Here is a 17,415-nt window from a genome sequence, read left to right as displayed (position 1 = left end):
CGTCACGACCGGTCGCACCACCGCTCGAGGGCGAGCAGGTGCCCGGTCGGGAACGGGCCGGCGTGCCACAGGCGGGCGTACCCGTCCTCGCCGTGCCGGGTCAGCAGGGCGCGCGCCCCGGCGGCCACCGTGCGGACGAGGTCGCGCAGGGGGATGTCGGCGTCCAGGACGGGGTGGCCGGCGTCGGGCAGGTCCAGGTCCCGGTCGGCGACCAGCCGGATGCGCACCCGGGCGTGGCCGTACGGGTCCGCGGTGAGCAGCCAGCGGCACCGGCCCGGTTCGAGCTCCCAGTCCACCCGGGCGTCCCGGGCCCCGGTGGTGAGCGAGACCAGGGCGGCGAGCAGCTGGTCGAGGGCCGGGGTGAGGTAGGAGGCGAGCACCTTCTGCTCCGCGCGCCCGTCGCCGACCCGTACGCGCAGCCAGCCCAGGGCCGCCAGCTCGACCGTGAACGTGAACGCGTCCGCAGGCCACGGGCGGGGTTCGCCGCGCCCGGGCTCGGTCAGCAGGTCGCGGATGTGAGCTGTCCGCGGGGTGGGCAGGGATCGGGCCAGGAAGGTCTCGTCGAGGGGCCGGACGAGCGCGCGCAGCTCGCGCGCCGCCGCGACCGGCAGCGCGTGCAGGGCCGCGCCCAGCGCCCGGCGGCGCACGACGGGGTCGTCCCACTGGCAGTCGGGGTTCGGGCACGCGCCGGGGGCGTGATCCTCCAGCTCCCGGACGGGAGCGCGGACGAACCGGGCCCACGCGGTGAGCGCTTCGGCGACGGCACCGGGGTGCAGCCGCGTGCGCTCCAGTTCGGCGACGGCGCGCGCGGTGGACGCGGACGTCCGGGGGATCGCGGGGATCGGCCGTCCGGATCCGCAGTGGACCGGGCGGCGGGTGCGGAGCTGGTCGGGGCGCCTACGCGGCATGGCCCTTTCTGGTCGTCACGCCGTCATCGTCGCACGCGACGCGCCCGTCGGGCAGCGACCGACCCCGCGCGGTAGGCATCTGCATGACGTCCGGGGTCATCGACGCGCGTCGGTCGGCGGGCCACCCTCGACCAGGTCGAACCACCGAGATCGAGGAGGGCCGAGATGACCGCCTACGCCGTGGCGATCCTGCGCGACGTCGAGATGGGCGCGGAGATCGTGGAGTACCTGGAGCGCATCGACGCGACCCTCGCCCCGTTCGGGGGCGAGTTCGCGGTGCACGGCGCCGTCCCGGTGCCGCTGGAGGGCACCTGGGACGGCACCCTGATCGTGATCGCGTTCCCGGACGCCGAGCGCGCCCGCGGGTGGTACGACTCCGCCGCCTACCAGGAGATCCTGCCGCTGCGCACCCGCAACTCGCGGGGCACCGCGATCCTGGTCGACGGCGTCGGGGCCGGGCACCGCGCCACCGACGTCCTGCGGCCCGCCTCCTGAGCGCGGCCGGCCCGGCCGCTCACCCGTCGAACTCGACGACCCATGCCTTGACCACATGACTGATCTTGACTGATCGGTCATGCACTGCTGGGATCGCGCTGTGGTCATCTCCGCGACGCTCGACCTGCCCGAGGGGCCGGTGGGGTACCTGCGGGCGGGCGACGCGGGCCCGGCCGTGGTCCTGCTGCACGGCGCGGCCCTCGACACCGCCGAGCTGTGCTGGGGCCCGCTCGTGCCGCCGCTCGCCGAGCACTTCCGCGTGTACGCGCCGGACTGGCCCCGCCACGGCCGGTCCCGCCCGTGGCCGGGACCGGCCGGGATCGACGCACTGCGCAGGCTGGTGGTCGCGCTGCTCGACGCCTGGGGCCTGGACCGCGCCCACCTCGTCGGCCTGTCGATGGGCGGTGGTGTCGCCACGGCCGTCGCCCTAGACCACCCGGGGCGGGTCGACCGACTCGTCGCGATCGCTCCGGGCGGCTACGAGTCCCGCCGCCCGGCCCAACTCCTCACCTACGGGTTCCTGCGCTCGGACCGCCTCCAGCGCTGGGCGACCCGCTACTACGCCGACGAGGCGCGGCTGCGCCGCAGCCTCGCGCGCACCCTCGCCGCCGGTCGCGCGACCCCGCGCTTCGACGAGATCGTCCGGCTCTCGGCCGCGGAGGCCCGAGCCGCGCTGGCCGCCGGGGAGCACGTGCTCGACGACTTCCAGCGCGAGTCCTACGGACCCCGGCGCATGCGCACCGATCTGCGGCCCCGACTGCCCGACCTGCGCGCGCGGACGTTGCTCGTCCGCGGCGCGCAGGACCGGTTGGTGCCCCGGGGCCCGATCGCCGGGGCGACCGCGCTGATCGCCGACGCCCGCTACGTCGAGGTGCCCGGCGCCGCCCACGTCGTCCCGGCCGATCGGCCGGACGCGGTCCTCGACCTCGTCCGAGGCTTCCTGGCCGAAGCGGGTTGACGTGCGGCCGGCGTCTCCTCGGGAATCCGGGCCGTGCCGGGGTGGTGGGTGTCACCGCGGCGGGAGTGGGGGCGCGGCGGGGGCGGGGGAGAGGATGGCCGCGTGCCTGGGGTCTTCGACGCGGTCGGTGCCGATTTCGCGCGGTTCTGGACCGAGCGCCGGATCTGCCTGCTGGCGACGGTCGGGCGCGACGGCACACCGCACCTGGTGGCCGTGGGCGTCACCGTCGACCTGCCCGCCGGCCTGGCCAGGGTGATCGCCCGGCGGGGCTCGCAGAAGATCCGCAACGTGCTGGCGGCGGGCACGGGCGGGGCCCGGGTGGCGGTGACCGGCATCGACGGGACCCGGTGGTCGACCCTGCAGGGCCGGGGGATCGTGCGCGCCGACCCGGCGGCGGTCGCCGAGGCCGAGCGCCGCTACGCCCGGCGCTACCGCACGCCGCGCCCGCACCCCGAGCGGGTGGTCCTGGAGATCGTGGTCGACCGGATGCTCGGGAGCGTGCGGTGACCGCTCCCGTCGAGGCCGCCGCCGCGCGGGTCACGGTCGTCGGCATCGGCGCGGACGGCTGGGCCGGGCTGGCGGAGCCGGGACGCGCCGCCCTCCGCGACGCCGAGGTGGTGCTGGGCGGGCCGCGCCAGCTCGCGCTGGTGGCCGGGCGCACCCGGGCCGAGGCCCGGCCCTGGCCGTCGCCGATGCTGCCGGCGCTGCCGGAGCTGTTCGCCGGGCTGCGCGGGCGCCGGGTGTGCGCGCTGGCCAGCGGCGACCCGATGCTGCACGGCCTGGGGACGACGCTGACCCGGGTGCTGGGCGCCGCCGCGGTCGACGTGCTTTCCCACCCGTCGTCGGTGTCGCTGGCCTGCGCGCGGCTGGGCTGGGCGGTCGACTCCGTCGAGGTGGTCAGCGCGGTCGGGCGCCCGCTGGCCGCGCTGCGCCGCGTGCTCGCCCCGGGGGCGCGGCTGCTCGTGCTGAGCGAAGGGCCCGCGACGCCGGGCGAGGTGGCCGCGCTGCTGGCCGCCGACGGGTGGGCCGACTCCGCGCTGGCGGTGTTCGAGCAGCTCGGCGGCCCGGCCGAGCGCCGCCTCGACGGCACCGCAGGGGCGTGGGCGCACCCGCCCGGCGATCCCCTCAACCTCGTCGCGGTGCAGTGCGCCGCGGGTCCGGACGCGCGCCCGCGCGCGGTGACCCCCGGCCTGCCCGACGACGCCTACGACCACGACGGCCAGCTGACCAAGCGCGAGGTCCGCGCCGTGACGCTGGCGCTGCTCGGGCCGCGGCCCGGCGAGCTGCTCTGGGACGTCGGGGCGGGCAACGGCTCGATCGCGGTGGAGTGGTCGCGCGCCCACCCGACCTGCCGGGCCGTCGCCGTGGAGCCCGACCCCGCGCGCGCCGCCCGGATCACCGCCAACGCCGACGCGCTGGGCGTGCCCGGCGTGCGGGTGGTGACCGGCCGCGCCCCCGATGCGCTCGACGGGCTGCCCGATCCGGACGCGGTGTTCATCGGCGGCGGCCTCACCGCCGAGGGCGTGCCGGCCCGCTGCTGGGACGCGCTGCGCCCGGGCGGGCGGCTGGTGGCCAACGCCGTCACCGTGGAGTCCGAGGGGGTGCTCGCCGCCGCCCGCTCGCGCCACGGCGGTGAGCTGACCCGGCTGTCGGTGGCCCGGGCCGCGCCGGTGGGCGGGTTCACCGGCTGGCGCCCGGCGATGCCGGTGACGATCTGGAGCGTGACCAAGCCGATGGGGACGTCGGGATGACAGTGCACTTCATCGGGGCCGGCCCGGGCGCGGTCGACCTGCTCACGCTGCGCGCGCGCGACCTGATCGCCGCCTCCCAGGTCTGCCTGTACGCCGGCACCTACGTGCCGCCGGAGATGCTGGAGATCTGCCCGCCCGGCGCCCGCCGGATCGACACCGCCGACCTGACGCTGACCGAGATCGTCGCGGAGATGGTGGCCGCGCACGAGGCCGGGCTCGACGTGGCCCGGCTGGCCTCCGGCGACCTGTCGGTGTTCTCGGCGCTGGCCGAGCAGATGCGCCGCCTCGACGCCGCCGGGGTGCCCTACGACCTGTGCCCGGGGGTGCCCGCCTACGCCGCCGCGGCCGCCGTGCTGCGCCGGGAGCTGACGGTGCCCACGGTCGCCCAGACCGTCACGCTGACCCGGATCTCCGCGCTGGCCACCCCGATGCCCGACGGCGAGGGGCTGGCCGAGCTGGGGCGCTCGGGCGGCACCCTGGTGCTGCACCTGTCGGTGCACCGGATCGAGGAGCTGGTGGCGGCGGTGTCGGGGGTGCACGGCCCGGACTGCCCGGCCGCCGTCGTCGCGCACGCCAGCCGCGAGCACCAGGTGGTGCTGCGCGGACCGCTGTCGTCGCTGCCCGAGCAGGTGCGCGCGGCCGGGATCACGATGGCCGCGGTCGTGGTCGTCGGGCCGGCGCTGGCCGCCGAGCACTTCCCGGACAGCCACCTCTACTCCGACACCCGGGCCCGGTGAGACGCGGATGAGCGAGCTTGCGAGCGAATCGTTCAACACAGTGCTCTTGGGCGAAGCGCCGAGCTCGCGCAGCGAGGGAGAGCGGTGAGGGTTCTCGTGCTGGGCGGCACCACCGAGGGGCGGCTGCTGGCCGGCGAGCTGAGCGCCGACCACGACGTGACGGTGTCGCTGGCCGGGCGCGTGCGCTCCCCGCTGCCGCTGCCCGGGACGGTCCGGGTCGGCGGGTTCGGCGGTGTCGATGGCCTGGCGGCGTGGCTGCGGGAGCACCGCACCGACGCCGTCGTGGACGCCACCCATCCCTTCGCCGCGACGATGACCGCGCACGCCGCCGCGGCCTGCGGGCGGGTCGGGGTGCCGTTCCTGCGGTTGCAGCGCCCGGGCTGGACCGCCGTCCCCGGCGACGACTGGCGGTCCGTGCCCGACCTGCCCGCCGCGGCGCGGGTCGCGGCCGCGCTGGGCGAGCGGATCTTCCTCAGCACCGGGCGCTCCGAGCTGGCGGTGTTCGCGCCGGTGGACCGCTGGTTCCTGGTGCGCTCGGTCGACCCGCCCGAGCCGCCGGTCCCGGCCCGGATGCGCGTGCTGCTCGACCGCGGCCCGTTCACCCTCGACGGCGAGCGCGCGCTGCTGCGCGAGCACGCCGTCGACGTGCTGGTGACCAAGGACAGCGGCGGCCCGGCGGCCAAGCTGGCCGCGGCCCGCGAGCTGGGCGTGCCGGTGGTGGTGGTGGCGCGCCCGCCGCTGCCGCCGGGCGTGCCGGCGGTCGCGACTGTGGCCGCGGCCGCCGGGTGGGTCAGCCGGGGTGGCGGCGCGGGGTGAACACGGCGGTCGTCTCGCCGCGGGTGACGACCCGGGTCGCGGACGAGCCGATGATCAGCAGCGTGCGCATGTCGACCTGCTCGGGGTCGAGCTCGGCGAGCGTGGTGACGGTGACGCGCTCCCCGGCCCCGCCCACGTCGCGCCCCACGACGACCGGGGTGTCCGGGGCCAGGTGCTCCAGCAGCGCGTCGCGGGCCGCGCCGACCTGCCACGGCCGCGCGGACGAGCGCGGGTTGTAGATCGCGATGGCCAGGTCGGCGCGGGCGGCGGCGACCAGCCGGTCGACCACGACCTCCCACGGCTTGAGCCGGTCGGACAGCGAGATCACCGCGTGGTCGTGGCCCAGCGGCGCCCCGACCGCGGCGGCCACCGCGCTGGACGCGGTGACCCCGGGCAGCACCCGCACCGCGACGCCGGCGTACTTCTCCTGCGCGGCGACCTCCAGCACCGCGGTGGCCATCGCGAAGACGCCGGGGTCGCCCGCGGACACCACGGCGACGCGGCGCCCGGCGGCGGCCAGGTCGAGCGCGTGCGCGGCCCGCTCGGACTCCACGCGGTTGTCGCTGGGGTGGCGGGTCTGGCGCGGGTTGGGCGGCACCCGGTCGAGGTAGGGGCCGTAGCCGACGAGGTCGTCGGCGGCCGCGAGGACCCCGCCGACCTGCGGCGTCATCCAGTCCCGCCCGGCGGGCCCGGTGCCGACGACGACCACCTCACCGGCGCCGGGGCCGATCCGCTCGGGGTCCGCGGGCCGCGCCGAGGCCACCGCGCCGGGCAGCAGCGCGAGCGCGAAGTAGGGCACCGACGCCGGGTCGACGTCGGCCAGCTCGGCGGTGCGCTCCCGGTCGGTCGTGGCCCGCTCCACGTAGAGGGCGCGGCGCCCGGCGTCGTCGACCGCGCCGCGCACGGCCTCGAAGGTGCGCCCGAGCTTGAGCACCGCGGCGGAGTCGGTGTCGGCCAGGCGCCGGGCCAGCTCCGCGCGCGGCAGCGTGCCGGGCAGCACGGTGAGCACCTCGTCGCGCTCGACCAGCGGCTGGCGCAGCGCCGCCGCGGCCGCGCTCACCGAGGTCACCCCGGGCACGACCTCGGTGCGGTAGCGCGGGGCGAGCCGCTTGTGCATGTGCATGTAGGAGCCGTAGAAGAGCGGGTCGCCCTCGGCGAGCAGCACCACGTCGCGCCCGGCGTCCAGGTGCGCGGCCAGCCGCGCCGCCGCCTCGGCGTAGAACTCGTCGATCGCGCCCTGGTAGCCGCCGGGGTGGTCGGTGGTCTCGGTGGTGACCGGGTAGACCAGCGCCTCCTCGACCTGGTCTGCCCGCAGGTGCGCGGCGGCGATGCCGCGGGCGATGGAGCGGCCGTGGCGGGCGCAGTGGTAGGCGACGACGTCGGCGGCGGCGATCAGCCGGGCCGCCTTGAGCGTCATCAGCTCGGGGTCGCCGGGCCCCACCCCGACCCCGTAGAGCGTGCCGGGCTCGCGCACGGTGCCCGATGGTGCCCTCGCAGGCTCGGTCACAGTGCCCGATGGTCCCCTCGCAGGCTCGGTCACGGCAGGATCTCCTCCTCGCGGGCCAGCGCGTTCACCGCCGCGGCGGTGATCGCCGACCCGCCGCGCCGCCCGCGGACCACCAGAAACTCCAGGTCGGTGCGCGCGGCCAGCTCGTCCTTGGACTCGGCGGCGCCGATGAACCCCACCGGGATCCCGAGCACCGCGGCCGGGCGCGGGGCCCCGGCGTCGATCATGTCGAGCAGGTGGAACAGCGCGGTCGGCGCGTTCCCGATCGCCACGACCGCGCCGTCGAGCCGCTCGCCCCACAGCTCCAGCGCCGCCGCGCTGCGGGTGGTGCCGCGCTGCGCGGCCAGCTCCGGGACGCCCGGATCGCGCAGCGTGCAGACGACCTCGTTGCCGGCCGGCAGCCGGGCCGCGGTGACCCCGGAGGCCACCATGGCCGCGTCGCACAGGATCGGCGCCCCCGCCCGCAGCGCGCCCCGCGCGGCGGCGACCACCCCGGCCGAGTGGACGAGGTCGGCGACCAGGTCGACCTGCCCGCAGGCGTGGATCATGCGCACCACCACCGGGACCAGGTCCGCCGGGAGCCCGGTCAGGTCGGCCTCGGCGCGGATCGTGGCGAACGAGCGGCGGTAGATCTCGGCGCCGTCGCGGACGTACTCCCGGCCGGTCATCCCGCGTACCGCCCGTCCCCGGTGGCGACGAGCGCGCGGTGCGCCCCGCGCGGTGAGCCGCAGCGCCGCGCGCAGCCCGACAGGTGCACCCGCCCGGTGAACCGGTCGGCGGCCAGGCCCGCCCGGGCGTCGGCGCGCACGTCGGCCAGGGCCTTGGCGCAGCCGGGGCGCCCGGCGCACGCGCTGACCAGCGGCACCGGCGAGGCCGGGTCGACGACGAAGCCGGCCGCGACCAGCCGGGCGTCGGTGCCGGGGGCGGCGTCGGGCAGCACGAGCGTGCGCCACGGCGTGACCAGGACCGTGGGGCCGGCGCCCGCCAGCACGCGCAGCTGCGCCGCGGACAACTCGCCCAGCGGCGGGGAGCAGACCAGCGCACCGCCGACCCACCCGACCCGCGCCGCGGTGGGGCCCTCGGGCGGCGCGGTGGGCTCGGCCGGCGCCGGGGGTCCCTGCGGGCCGGGCACGTCGCGGGCCCGCCACGCCCCGTCCGCGCCGTCCAGGAACTCCGCGGCGGCGTCGAGCAGCACGGCCACCGCCCGGGCGATCGGCACCTCCGCGACGGGGGTGCCGGCGACGCGCAGCAGACCGCGCCCGGGGGAGACCGCCTGCCAGCACAGGTCCGGCTCCTCGCCGGCGACGTCGCCGCGGCCGTCGTCCAGGGCGAACAGGAACCGCCCGGGCAGCGCGGCCAGCTCCGGGCGCGCGCACAGGCCGCGGTCCAGCGCCGGGGCGAGCGCGCGCACGTCGGCGAGCCCGCCGGCGATCCCGGACAGGGGGGAGGCCAGCACGTTGCGGGCGCGCTCGTGGGCGGGGGAGGGCAGCAGCCCGGCGGCGGTGAGCCGCTCGGCCAGCCGGTGGTCGTCGCGGTCCAGGCCGCGCAGCTGCACGTTCCCGCGCGAGGTCAGGTGCACCGCGCCGTCGCCGAGGTCGTCGGCGCACCCGGCCAGTACCCGCAGGGCCGCGGCCCCGACCGCGCCGCCGGGCAGCCGCACCCGCGCGAGCGCGCCGTCGGCGGCGTCGTGCAGGGCGAACACTCCGGGGCAGGCGTCGGGGCGCACGGGCACGGCGTCACTGTAGGCACAGCCCGGCGGGCCCCGCCCTCCGACGAGCGGCCCGTCACAAGCCTTGACGAGCCGACCGGGCGCCCCGGACAGTGGGCCGGGAAGTGCACGACCCGCACGGCCACAACCGAATACGGCGAGCGGGACCAGGAAGCCGGTGCGAGTCCGGCGCGGTCCCGCCACTGTCACCGGGGAGCAGACCCCGCCGACGGCCACGGGTGCCACCGACGGCGCCCGGAAGGCCGGGGCGCGCGACGATCCGGGAGCCAGGACACTGACCCGCCCGCCGCGCACCCTCCAGCCCCGACGAGGATCGGGAGGAAGGCACCTCATGGGCCCCCACGCCCCGGGCACGGTCCCGGGCACCCCCGTCGTCGTCCTGCTGTCCACCTCGGACACGGACCTGCTCTCCGCGCGCGCGTCGGAGGCGGCCTACCGGCTCGCCAACCCGGCCCGCACCCCCGCCGAGGACCTCCCCGCGCTGCTGGAGGGGGCCGACGTCGTGGTCGTGCGCATCCTGGGCGGCAGCCGGATGTGGCCCGACGGGCTCGCCGCCGCGCGCGCGTCCGGGCTCCCCGTGGTCGCGCTGGGCGGTGAGCAGGCACCCGACGCGGAGATGATGGAGCAGTCGACGGTGCCCGCGGGCGTGGCCGCGGAGGCGCACACCTACCTCGCCCAGGGCGGCCCGGTGAACCTCGCCCAGCTGCACGCCTTCCTGTCCGACACGCTGCTGCTCACCGGGCAGGGGTTCGAGCCGCCGGTGGAGCTGCCGGCGTGGGGCGTCATGGAGCGCGACGCGCGCGCCGTGGACGGTCCGGTCGTCGCCGTCCTCTACTACCGCGCCCAGCAGCTGGCCGGGAACACCGCCTACGTCGAGGCGCTGTGCACCGCGCTGGAGGACGCCGGGGCCCGCCCGCTGCCGGTGTACTGCGCCTCGCTGCGCCAGGCCGAGCCCGCGCTGCTGCGCGCGCTGGCCGGGGCGGACGCGATGGTGGTGACGGTGCTGGCCGCCGGGGGCACGAAGCCGGCCGGGGTCTCCGCGGGTGGTGAGGACGAGGCGTGGGACGTCGCCGAGCTGGCCGCGCTGGACGTGCCGATCCTGCAGGGGCTGTGCCTGACCAGCAGCCGCGCGTCCTGGGCCGGCAGCGACGAGGGGCTGTCCCCCCTCGACGTGGCCACCCAGGTCGCCGTCCCCGAGTTCGACGGCCGGCTGATCACGGTGCCGTTCTCGTTCAAGGAGTTCGACCCCGACGGCCTGACGGTCTACGTGCCCGACCCCGAGCGCGCCGCCCGGGTGGCCGGGATCGCGGTGCGCCACGCCCGGCTGCGCCGCATCCCCAACGCCGACAAGCGCATCGTGCTGATGATGTCGGCCTACCCGACCAAGCACGCCCGGATCGGCAACGCGGTCGGCCTGGACACCCCGGCCAGCGCGATCGCGCTGCTGCGGGCGATGGGCGAGGCCGGTTACGACGTCGGCGAGCTGCCCGGCGTGGCGGCCGGCGACGGCGACGCGCTGATGCACGCGCTGATCGCCGCGGGCGGGCAGGACCCGGACTGGCTGACCGAGGAGCAGCTCTCGGGCAACCCGATCCGGATCTCCGCGCAGCGCTACCGGGGCTGGTTCGAGCGCCTGCCCGAGGACCTGCGCGCGGGCGTCGAGGAGCACTGGGGCCCGGCGCCCGGGGAGCTCTACGTCGACGACGGGCACATCGTCGTGGCCGCGCTGGCCGCCGGGAACGTGCTGCTGATGGTGCAGCCCCCGCGCGGGTTCGGGGCCAACCCGGTGGCGATCTACCACGACCCCGACCTGCCGCCCTCGCACCACTACCTGGGCGCCTACCGCTACCTGGGCGCGCCGCGCGAGGAGGGCGGCTTCGGCGCCGACGCGATCGTGCACCTGGGCAAGCACGGCAACCTGGAGTGGCTGCCGGGCAAGACGATGGGCATGAGCGCCTCCTGCGGCACCGACGCCGCGCTGGGCGACCTGCCGCTGGTCTACCCGTTCCTGGTCAACGACCCGGGCGAGGGCACCCAGGCCAAGCGCCGCGCGCACGCCACCCTCGTCGACCACCTCATCCCGCCGATGGCGCGGGCCGAGACCTACGGCGACATCTCGCGGCTGGAGCAGCTGCTCGACGAGCACGCCAACATCTCCGCGCTCGACCCGGCCAAGCTGCCCGCGATCCGCCAGCAGATCTGGACGCTGATGCAGGCGGCCAAGATGGACCACGACCTGGGCCTGGCCGACCGCCCCGACGAGGACGTCTTCGACGACATGCTGCTGCACGTCGACGGCTGGCTCTGCGAGATCAAGGACGTACAGATCCGCGACGGCCTGCACGTGCTGGGGGCCGCCCCGCAGGGCGACGCGCGCGTCGAGCTGGTGCTGGCGATGCTGCGCGCCCGCCAGATGTGGGGCGGGGAGATGAGCCTGCCGGGCCTGCGCGAGGCGCTCGGGCTGGCCGAGGACGAGGTCAAGGCCCGGGTCGACGGCGTGGAGGCCCGCGCGCACGCGCTGGTCGCCGGCATGGACGCGGCCGGGTGGGACCCCGCCGCGGCGGCCGGCGTCGTCGCCGCCCGGGAGCCCGACGCGGCCCCGGAGGTGGCCCGCGTGCTGGAGTTCGCGGCCACCGAGGTGGTACCGCGCCTGGCCGGCACCACCGACGAGCTGACCCGGGTGCTGCACGCCCTGGACGGCGGGTTCGTCCCCGCCGGGCCCTCCGGCTCGCCGCTGCGCGGGCTGATCAACGTGCTGCCGACCGGGCGCAACTTCTACTCGGTCGACCCGAAGGCCGTGCCCTCGCGGCTGGCCTGGGAGACCGGGCAGGCGATGGCCGAGTCCCTGGTGGCCCGCTACCTCGCCGACCACGGCGAGCACCCGCGCAGCGTCGGGCTCTCGGTGTGGGGGACCAGCGCGATGCGCACCTCCGGCGACGACGTGGCCGAGGTGCTGGCGCTGCTGGGCGTGCGCCCGGTGTGGGACGAGGCCAGCCGCCGGGTCACCGACCTGGAGGTCATCGACCTCGCGGAGCTGGGCCGCCCGCGCATCGACGTGACGGTCCGCATCTCCGGCTTCTTCCGCGACGCGTTCCCGCACGTGCTGGCCCTGCTCGACGACGCGGTGCAGCTGGTGGCCGGGCTGGACGAGCCGGCCGAGCAGAACTTCGTGCGCGCCCACGACGACGGCGAGCGCCCGATCCGGATCTTCGGCTCCAAGCCCGGCACCTACGGGGCGGGCCTGCTGCAGCTGGTGGAGTCGCGCAACTGGCGCGACGACGCCGACCTGGCCGAGGTCTACACGACCTGGGGCGGCTACGCCTACGGCCGCGGCCTGGACGGCGTGCCCGCGCGGGGCGCGATGGAGAAGGCCTACCGGCGGATCGCCGTCGCGGCCAAGAACACCGACACCCGCGAGCACGACATCGCCGACTCCGACGACTACTACCAGTACCACGGCGGCATGGTCGCCACGGTCCGCGCGCTGACCGGCACCGCGCCCGCCGCCTACGTGGGCGACTCCACCCGCCCCGAGGCGGTGCGCACCCGCACCCTGCACGAGGAGACCGCCCGGGTGTTCCGCGCCCGGGTGGTGAACCCGCGCTGGATGGACGCCATGCGCAGGCACGGCTACAAGGGCGCGTTCGAGATGGCCGCCACCGTCGACTACCTGTTCGGCTGGGACGCCACCACCGGTGTGGTCGCCGACTGGCAGTACGAGAAGCTCACCGCCGAGTACGTGCTCGACCCGGTCAACCGCAAGTTCCTCGACGAGTCCAACCCGTGGGCGCTGCACGGGATGATCGAGCGGCTGCTGGAGGCGGTGGACCGCGAGCTGTGGGAGCACCCCGAGCAGGCCACGCTGGACGCGCTGCGCCAGGCGTACCTGGAGACCGAGGGCGACCTGGAAGGTGACTGAGCACGGCCCTACCGCGCGCACCGTCCTGGTCGTCGGCATCGGGGCCGGCGATCCCGAGCACCTCACGCTGCAGGCCGCGGCGGCGATCGGTCGCGCCGGGGTGTTCTTCGAGATCGACAAGGGGATCGCCGACCTGGCCGCGCTGCGCGCCACGCTGCTGGCCCGCCACGCCCGCCCCGACCACCGCGTGGTGACCGCCCCGGAGGTGCCGCGCGAGCGCGACCCCGCCGACTACCCGGCCGAGGTGGCGGCCTGGCAGGCCGCCCGGGCCCGGGCCTACGCGGCGATGATCACCGAGCAGCTGCCGGCCGGGGCGGTCGGCGCGTTCCTGGTCTGGGGCGACCCCGCGCTCTACGACGGCACCCTGCGCCTGCTGCAGGGCGTCGCCGACCGGACCGACCCGCCGCTGCGGGTCGTGTCGATCCCCGGGATCAGCAGCGTGCAGGCCCTGGCCGCGGCGCACGGCCTGATCCTCAACCGGGTCGGCGAGCCGGTGCTGGTCACCACCGGGCGTCGGCTGGCCGAGCGCGGGATGCCCCCCGACGTGCCCGACGTGGTGGTCATGCTGGACGGGCGCACGGCCTTCGCCGACCTCCCCGACACCGACCTGGACATCTACTGGGGCGCCTACCTGGGCACCCCGCGCCAGCTGCTGGTGGCGGGCGACCTGCGCGCGGTCGCGGACGAGATCGTGGCGACGCGCGCGGCGGCCCGCGCCGAGGCCGGTTGGATCATGGACACCTACCTGCTGCGCAGGCGCGGCGCCGCGGAACCGGCCGAGTAGCCCACGTCGCAGGGTCTGCGTACCCGGCGCAGACCCCCGGGGCCCTGCGCCGGGTAGGGAGCCTCTGCGACGTCACCCGAGGGCCGGGGCGATGACGGTGTCGACCATCGCGGCGTAGTCCTGCGGGGGAGCACCCGGGCCGTGGGTGACGTCGCTGCGCACGACCACGACGAGGTCCAGGTCGGGCACGACCTCGATCAGCTGACCGCCGAACCCGGCCGCGACGAAGGCCGGGTGGCCGTCCGCGGTGCCCACCCACCACTGGTAGCCGTAACCGGGCAGCTGGGCGCCCCCGGTGGCGACGTGGGCGCGGGTGGCCTCGCCGATCCACCCGGCGGAGACCAGCCGCTCACCGCCGTGCGTTCCGCCGGCCAGGTACAGCCGCCCGATGGCGAGCATCTCCTCGGCGGTCAGCGCCAGCCCGGTCCCGCCCTTCTGCCGGCCCTGCGGGTCGGCGTCCCAGGTCGGGCCGGTGATCCCGAGCGGTGCGAACAGCGCCTCGCGGGCGTAGTCCAGCGCCGATCGGCCGGTGGCCCGGGTGAGCACCGCGGAGAGCAGGTGCGAGCCGGCCGTCGAGTAGGCGAAGCGGTCGCCGGGCGGGCTGCGCGGGGTGAGGGCGAGGGCGTGGGCGACCCAGTCCTCGGACGACGCGGGTCTGCGCGCGGCCAGCGTGTCGTCGCCGGCGATCCCGGCGGTCATGGTCAGGACCTGGCGCAGCGTCGCCGCGCGCAGCGGGGCGGGCATCGTCGCGGCGTGCTCGGGCAGCAGCTCACCGAGGGTCTGGTCGACCCCGCGGATCTGCCCGCGGTCGACGGCGATCCCGATGAGCGTGGCCATCACGCTCTTGGTCACCGAACGGGCCGCCCCCCGGCTCGCCGGCTCGCCCCGCACGAACCGGCGCTGGCCCCCGACGTCCACGATGACGGCCCGCACGCGGTCGTGGCGGCCGGTGCCGTCGCCCCGCAGGAACGCCTCGATCCGTGACGCCAGGTCCGCGCCGGCGCCCACCGGACGCACGGCCGTCGACGCCGAGCAGCCCACCAGGACCGCGAGCACCGCCGCCAGCACCAGCACGGGGCTGGGCCGGCGGGTCCGTGACCTGACGGGCAATGGCGCGCCTCCTCGACCGACCGCCAGTCTGCGTCGCTGCGGGGCCGTGGCGCCAGGGGTGCGCGGCGGAGATCGGGAGCGCCCCGGCCGGTCGGCCGCCGTTCGGGCGCCCCGGGGCGGCGAGGGCTCGGCGATCGGCGGTGTCCCACCGGTCCGGGCTCAAACCAGATTCCAGTTCTGGATTTCTGGGATCCGGCGGGGGTCGAGCGCCGGGGCGGCCATCTCGGCGCTCACCCTGGGCGCCACTGCTCGGCGGCGGCACGGTGGAGATCCAGTTTGAACGTCATCGCGGAGCGGATCCTGCGCCTCCCGCGCCGTTGAGCGGCCGCCGCAGGCGCCGGTACGGGCCAATGGGTGAGGACCGCACGGCACCGCGTCGACTACCGTTCGGCGCAACCGACGTGGGCGAGGAGCGGGATGGCGCGGCAGGCCGAGGGCTCCGGCGGCGCGGCGCCCGTGGGGGAGATGCCGGAGTGGCAGCTCGCCCGGCGCAGGCGCATCGTCGAGGCCGCCGCGGCCGCCCTGGACGAGCAGGACTACGAGCAGATCCAGATGCGCGACGTCGCGCAGTCCGCCGCCGTCGCGCTCGGCACCCTGTACCGCTACTTCTCCTCGAAGGAGCACCTGTACGCGGAGGTGCTCGAGCACTGGGCTACCGAGGGCGAGCCGCTGGGCGAGCGCTACGCGGAGCTGGACGTCGTGGAGCGCATCCGGGCCCGGGTGCGCCGGGTGGTCCGGGCGTTCGAGCGCCAGCCGCGCTACTACAAGCTGCAGTCCCTGCTGCTCAACAGCTCCGACGGCAACGTGCGCGAGCTGCTCGACCGCTTCACCCGCTCGGCGACGGCCTGGCTGGTCGACGACCTGGCCGTGCTGGGACCGACCGAGGCCGCCGACGTCGCCGACATGTGCTGGTCGATCATCAGCACGATGCTGACCGGCGCGGTCTACCGGGGCAGGCCGATGGCCGACGTCTACCGGGTCTGCGACGGCTTCGTCGACCTGCTCGTGCCCCGGCTGCGCGCGGCGCAGGAGGCGGGGGCGGCCGGCCCCTGAGCCCGGTCAGCCCTGCTCGTCGGGGAGGCGGTCGTTGAGGTAGTCGTCGTAGGCGGACAGGTCGAGGAAGCCGTGCCCGCAGTAGTTGAACAGGATCACCTTCTCCTCGCCGGTCTCCTTGGCCGCGAGGGCCTCGTCGATCGCGGCGCGGATCGCGTGGCCGCACTCGGGCGCGGGGATCTTGCCCTCGGTCCTGGCGAACTGGACCGAGGCCTCGAAGACCTTGCCCTGCGGGTAGGCCACCGCCTCCATCCGACCGTCCCGGACCAGCGCCGAGACCAGCGGGGAGTCGCCGTGGTAGCGCAGCCCGCCGGCGTGGATCGACGGCGGCACGAAGTCGTGCCCGAGCGTGTACATCGGCAGCAACGGGGTGAGCCCGGCGGTGTCGCCGAAGTCGTAGTCGAACCTGCCCTGCGTGAGCGTCGGGCAGGACGACGGCTCGACCGCGAGCAGTCGCACCCCGGCGTCCGGCACGAAGGGGAAGGCGATGCCGCCCAGGTTCGACCCGCCGCCGCAGGGGGCGATGACGACGTCGGGCAGCCGCTCCCCGGCCAGCTCCAGCTGCTCCCTGGCCTCGAGCCCGATCACCGTCTGGTGCAGCAGCACGTGGTTGAGCACCGAGCCGAGCGCGTAGTGGGAGCCGGCGCGCCCGGCGCAGTCGCGCACGGCGTCGGAGATGGCCGCGCCCAGCGAGCCGGGGTGGGTGGGGTCGTCGACCGGTGACGGGACGACCTCACCGCCCCAGGTCTGGATGGCGACCCGGCGGTAGGGCTTCTGCTCGTAGGACGCCCGCACCATGTAGACCTTGAGGTCGAGGTCGAACTGCGCGCAGGCGAACGCCAGCGCGGTGCCCCACTGGCCCGCGCCGGTCTCCGTCGTCAGCCTGCCGATGCCCTCTGCCCGGTTGTAGAACGCCTGCGGGACCGCGGTGTTGGTCTTGTGGCTGCCCGACGGGGACCCCGACTCGTCCTTGAAGTAGATCCGCGCCGGGGTGCCCAGCGCCTTCTCCAACCGCACGGCCCGGACCAGCGGGGTGGGGCGCCACAGCCGCAGGATGTCCAGTACCTCGCCGGGCACGTCGATCCACGGCTCCGTGCTGACCTCCTGGCCGATCAGCTCCATCGGGAACAACGGCGCCAGGTCGGCGGGACCGACGGGCTCGCGGGTGCCGGGGTGCAGCGGCGGCTGCGGCGGCGTCGGCAGGTGCGGGACGACGTTGAACCACGCGCTGGGGATCCTGTCGGGCGCCATCGTCCACCGGGTCATGGGGGCAGGCTAGTGACGGCCGGCCCCCGCGCGTAGGTCCCGGGACAGGTGACCGGCGGGAGACCTCGTCGAGCGTGCCGCTGCCGCGGCGGTCGAACAGCATCCACCGCTCCCGCGCGGACCCGGTGGTGCGGGCCGCTGAACACCGCGACGGCGGCGCCCGGCTCGTGGAACACCCGCACGACCAGGTCGGCGCCCACCGCGGCGGCGCCGCTGGTCGCATGTGGCAGATCGGACACCGGTCTCGCACCCTCGTCGGGCGGTCGTTCGGCGACGCTCCAGTGGGTCCTCGGGGGAGGATTCGACCGTCGAGTCCCGGTCGTCACCGGTCGGCGACCTCGCGGTCACCGAGCGCAGCGGTCCCGGCCGCCGAGCCGTAGGG

Annotated in this window: 15 protein-coding genes and 1 riboswitch; of the genes, 9 read left to right on the top strand and 6 right to left on the bottom strand. The window is 76.6% G+C overall.

Features of this window, described 5'->3' with window-relative positions; translation table 11 throughout:
- Positions 1 to 2: 2 nt before the first annotated feature.
- A complete protein-coding gene (locus KDL28_RS32870; RefSeq protein WP_252444867.1) occupies positions 3 to 908 on the bottom strand; it encodes a hypothetical protein in 906 nt (301 codons plus the stop codon).
- Between the two features lie 165 nt (positions 909 to 1,073).
- On the opposite strand from KDL28_RS32870, the gene KDL28_RS32865 reads away from it, so the two are divergent.
- The 6 genes from KDL28_RS32865 (at position 1,074) to KDL28_RS32840 (ending at position 5,665) form a co-directional block, all read left to right on the top strand.
- Positions 1,074 to 1,403, top strand: coding sequence for a DUF1330 domain-containing protein (locus KDL28_RS32865; RefSeq protein ID WP_252444866.1), 330 nt, complete (start codon positions 1,074 to 1,076; stop codon positions 1,401 to 1,403).
- A gap of 100 nt (positions 1,404 to 1,503) precedes the next feature.
- Positions 1,504 to 2,361, top strand: a complete 858-nt coding sequence (locus KDL28_RS32860) for an alpha/beta fold hydrolase (protein ID WP_252444864.1) — start codon at positions 1,504 to 1,506, stop codon at positions 2,359 to 2,361.
- A gap of 102 nt (positions 2,362 to 2,463) precedes the next feature.
- Entirely contained in the window at positions 2,464 to 2,868 is a 405-nt protein-coding gene (locus KDL28_RS32855; RefSeq protein WP_252444862.1) for a pyridoxamine 5'-phosphate oxidase family protein, read from the top strand.
- Complete coding sequence (cbiE, locus tag KDL28_RS32850) at positions 2,865 to 4,112, top strand: precorrin-6y C5,15-methyltransferase (decarboxylating) subunit CbiE (RefSeq protein ID WP_252444860.1); 1,248 nt, start codon at positions 2,865 to 2,867, stop codon at positions 4,110 to 4,112. The genes KDL28_RS32855 and cbiE overlap by 4 nt, the downstream gene beginning before the upstream one ends.
- On the top strand, positions 4,109 to 4,849 hold the full coding sequence (locus KDL28_RS32845; RefSeq protein WP_252444858.1) for a cobalt-precorrin-4/precorrin-4 C(11)-methyltransferase: 741 nt from the start codon (positions 4,109 to 4,111) through the stop codon (positions 4,847 to 4,849). Before cbiE ends, KDL28_RS32845 begins: the two co-directional genes overlap by 4 nt.
- Positions 4,850 to 4,933: 84 nt before the next feature.
- Positions 4,934 to 5,665 carry a cobalt-precorrin-6A reductase gene (locus KDL28_RS32840; RefSeq protein WP_252444857.1) on the top strand — a complete coding sequence of 244 codons (732 nt, stop codon included), beginning with the start codon at positions 4,934 to 4,936 and terminating at the stop codon, positions 5,663 to 5,665.
- Here the strand turns inward: KDL28_RS32840 and KDL28_RS32835 are convergent.
- Genes KDL28_RS32835 through KDL28_RS32825 form a run of 3 tightly spaced genes read right to left on the bottom strand, consistent with a single transcriptional unit; the run spans position 5,640 to position 8,904 of the window.
- Positions 5,640 to 7,172, bottom strand: coding sequence for a precorrin-2 C(20)-methyltransferase (locus KDL28_RS32835; protein ID WP_308216093.1), 1,533 nt, complete (start codon positions 7,170 to 7,172; stop codon positions 5,640 to 5,642). The two genes, KDL28_RS32840 and KDL28_RS32835, sit on opposite strands and share 26 nt — an antisense overlap.
- Positions 7,173 to 7,201: 29 nt before the next feature.
- Positions 7,202 to 7,840, bottom strand: a complete 639-nt coding sequence (locus KDL28_RS32830; protein ID WP_252444855.1) for a precorrin-8X methylmutase — start codon at positions 7,838 to 7,840, stop codon at positions 7,202 to 7,204.
- Positions 7,837 to 8,904: a ferredoxin-like domain-containing protein gene (locus KDL28_RS32825; RefSeq protein ID WP_252444853.1), complete on the bottom strand. Its 1,068-nt coding sequence runs from the start codon at positions 8,902 to 8,904 to the stop codon at positions 7,837 to 7,839. Before KDL28_RS32825 ends, KDL28_RS32830 begins: the two co-directional genes overlap by 4 nt.
- A 144-nt stretch (positions 8,905 to 9,048) precedes the next feature.
- Positions 9,049 to 9,178: riboswitch (cobalamin riboswitch) on the top strand.
- 54 nt (positions 9,179 to 9,232) lie between these two features.
- On the opposite strand from KDL28_RS32825, the gene cobN reads away from it, so the two are divergent.
- Complete coding sequence (gene cobN, locus KDL28_RS32820; protein WP_252444851.1) at positions 9,233 to 12,820, top strand: cobaltochelatase subunit CobN; 3,588 nt, start codon at positions 9,233 to 9,235, stop codon at positions 12,818 to 12,820.
- Positions 12,813 to 13,604 (top strand): precorrin-6A synthase (deacetylating), encoded by a 792-nt coding sequence (cobF, locus tag KDL28_RS32815; RefSeq protein WP_252444849.1) that lies wholly within the window; start codon positions 12,813 to 12,815, stop codon positions 13,602 to 13,604. The genes cobN and cobF overlap by 8 nt, the downstream gene beginning before the upstream one ends.
- 72 nt (positions 13,605 to 13,676) lie before the next feature.
- Here cobF and KDL28_RS32810 read toward each other — a convergent pair whose 3' ends face one another.
- Entirely contained in the window at positions 13,677 to 14,714 is a 1,038-nt protein-coding gene (locus KDL28_RS32810; RefSeq protein ID WP_252444847.1) for a serine hydrolase domain-containing protein, read from the bottom strand.
- Between the two features lie 417 nt (positions 14,715 to 15,131).
- Between KDL28_RS32810 and KDL28_RS32805 the strand changes: the two genes are divergently transcribed.
- Positions 15,132 to 15,767, top strand: a complete 636-nt coding sequence (locus KDL28_RS32805) for a TetR/AcrR family transcriptional regulator (RefSeq protein WP_252444845.1) — start codon at positions 15,132 to 15,134, stop codon at positions 15,765 to 15,767.
- Between the two features lie 6 nt (positions 15,768 to 15,773).
- Here the strand turns inward: KDL28_RS32805 and KDL28_RS32800 are convergent, their stop codons facing one another.
- Positions 15,774 to 17,033: a TrpB-like pyridoxal phosphate-dependent enzyme gene (locus KDL28_RS32800; RefSeq protein ID WP_252444843.1), complete on the bottom strand. Its 1,260-nt coding sequence runs from the start codon at positions 17,031 to 17,033 to the stop codon at positions 15,774 to 15,776.
- Positions 17,034 to 17,415: the final 382 nt, after the last annotated feature.

Source organism: Pseudonocardia humida (genome assembly GCF_023898865.1).
GTDB lineage: Bacteria > Actinomycetota > Actinomycetes > Mycobacteriales > Pseudonocardiaceae > Pseudonocardia > Pseudonocardia humida.
The sequence above is the reverse complement of the archived record's forward strand: the minus strand, read 5'-3'. Positions and strand labels throughout refer to the sequence as shown.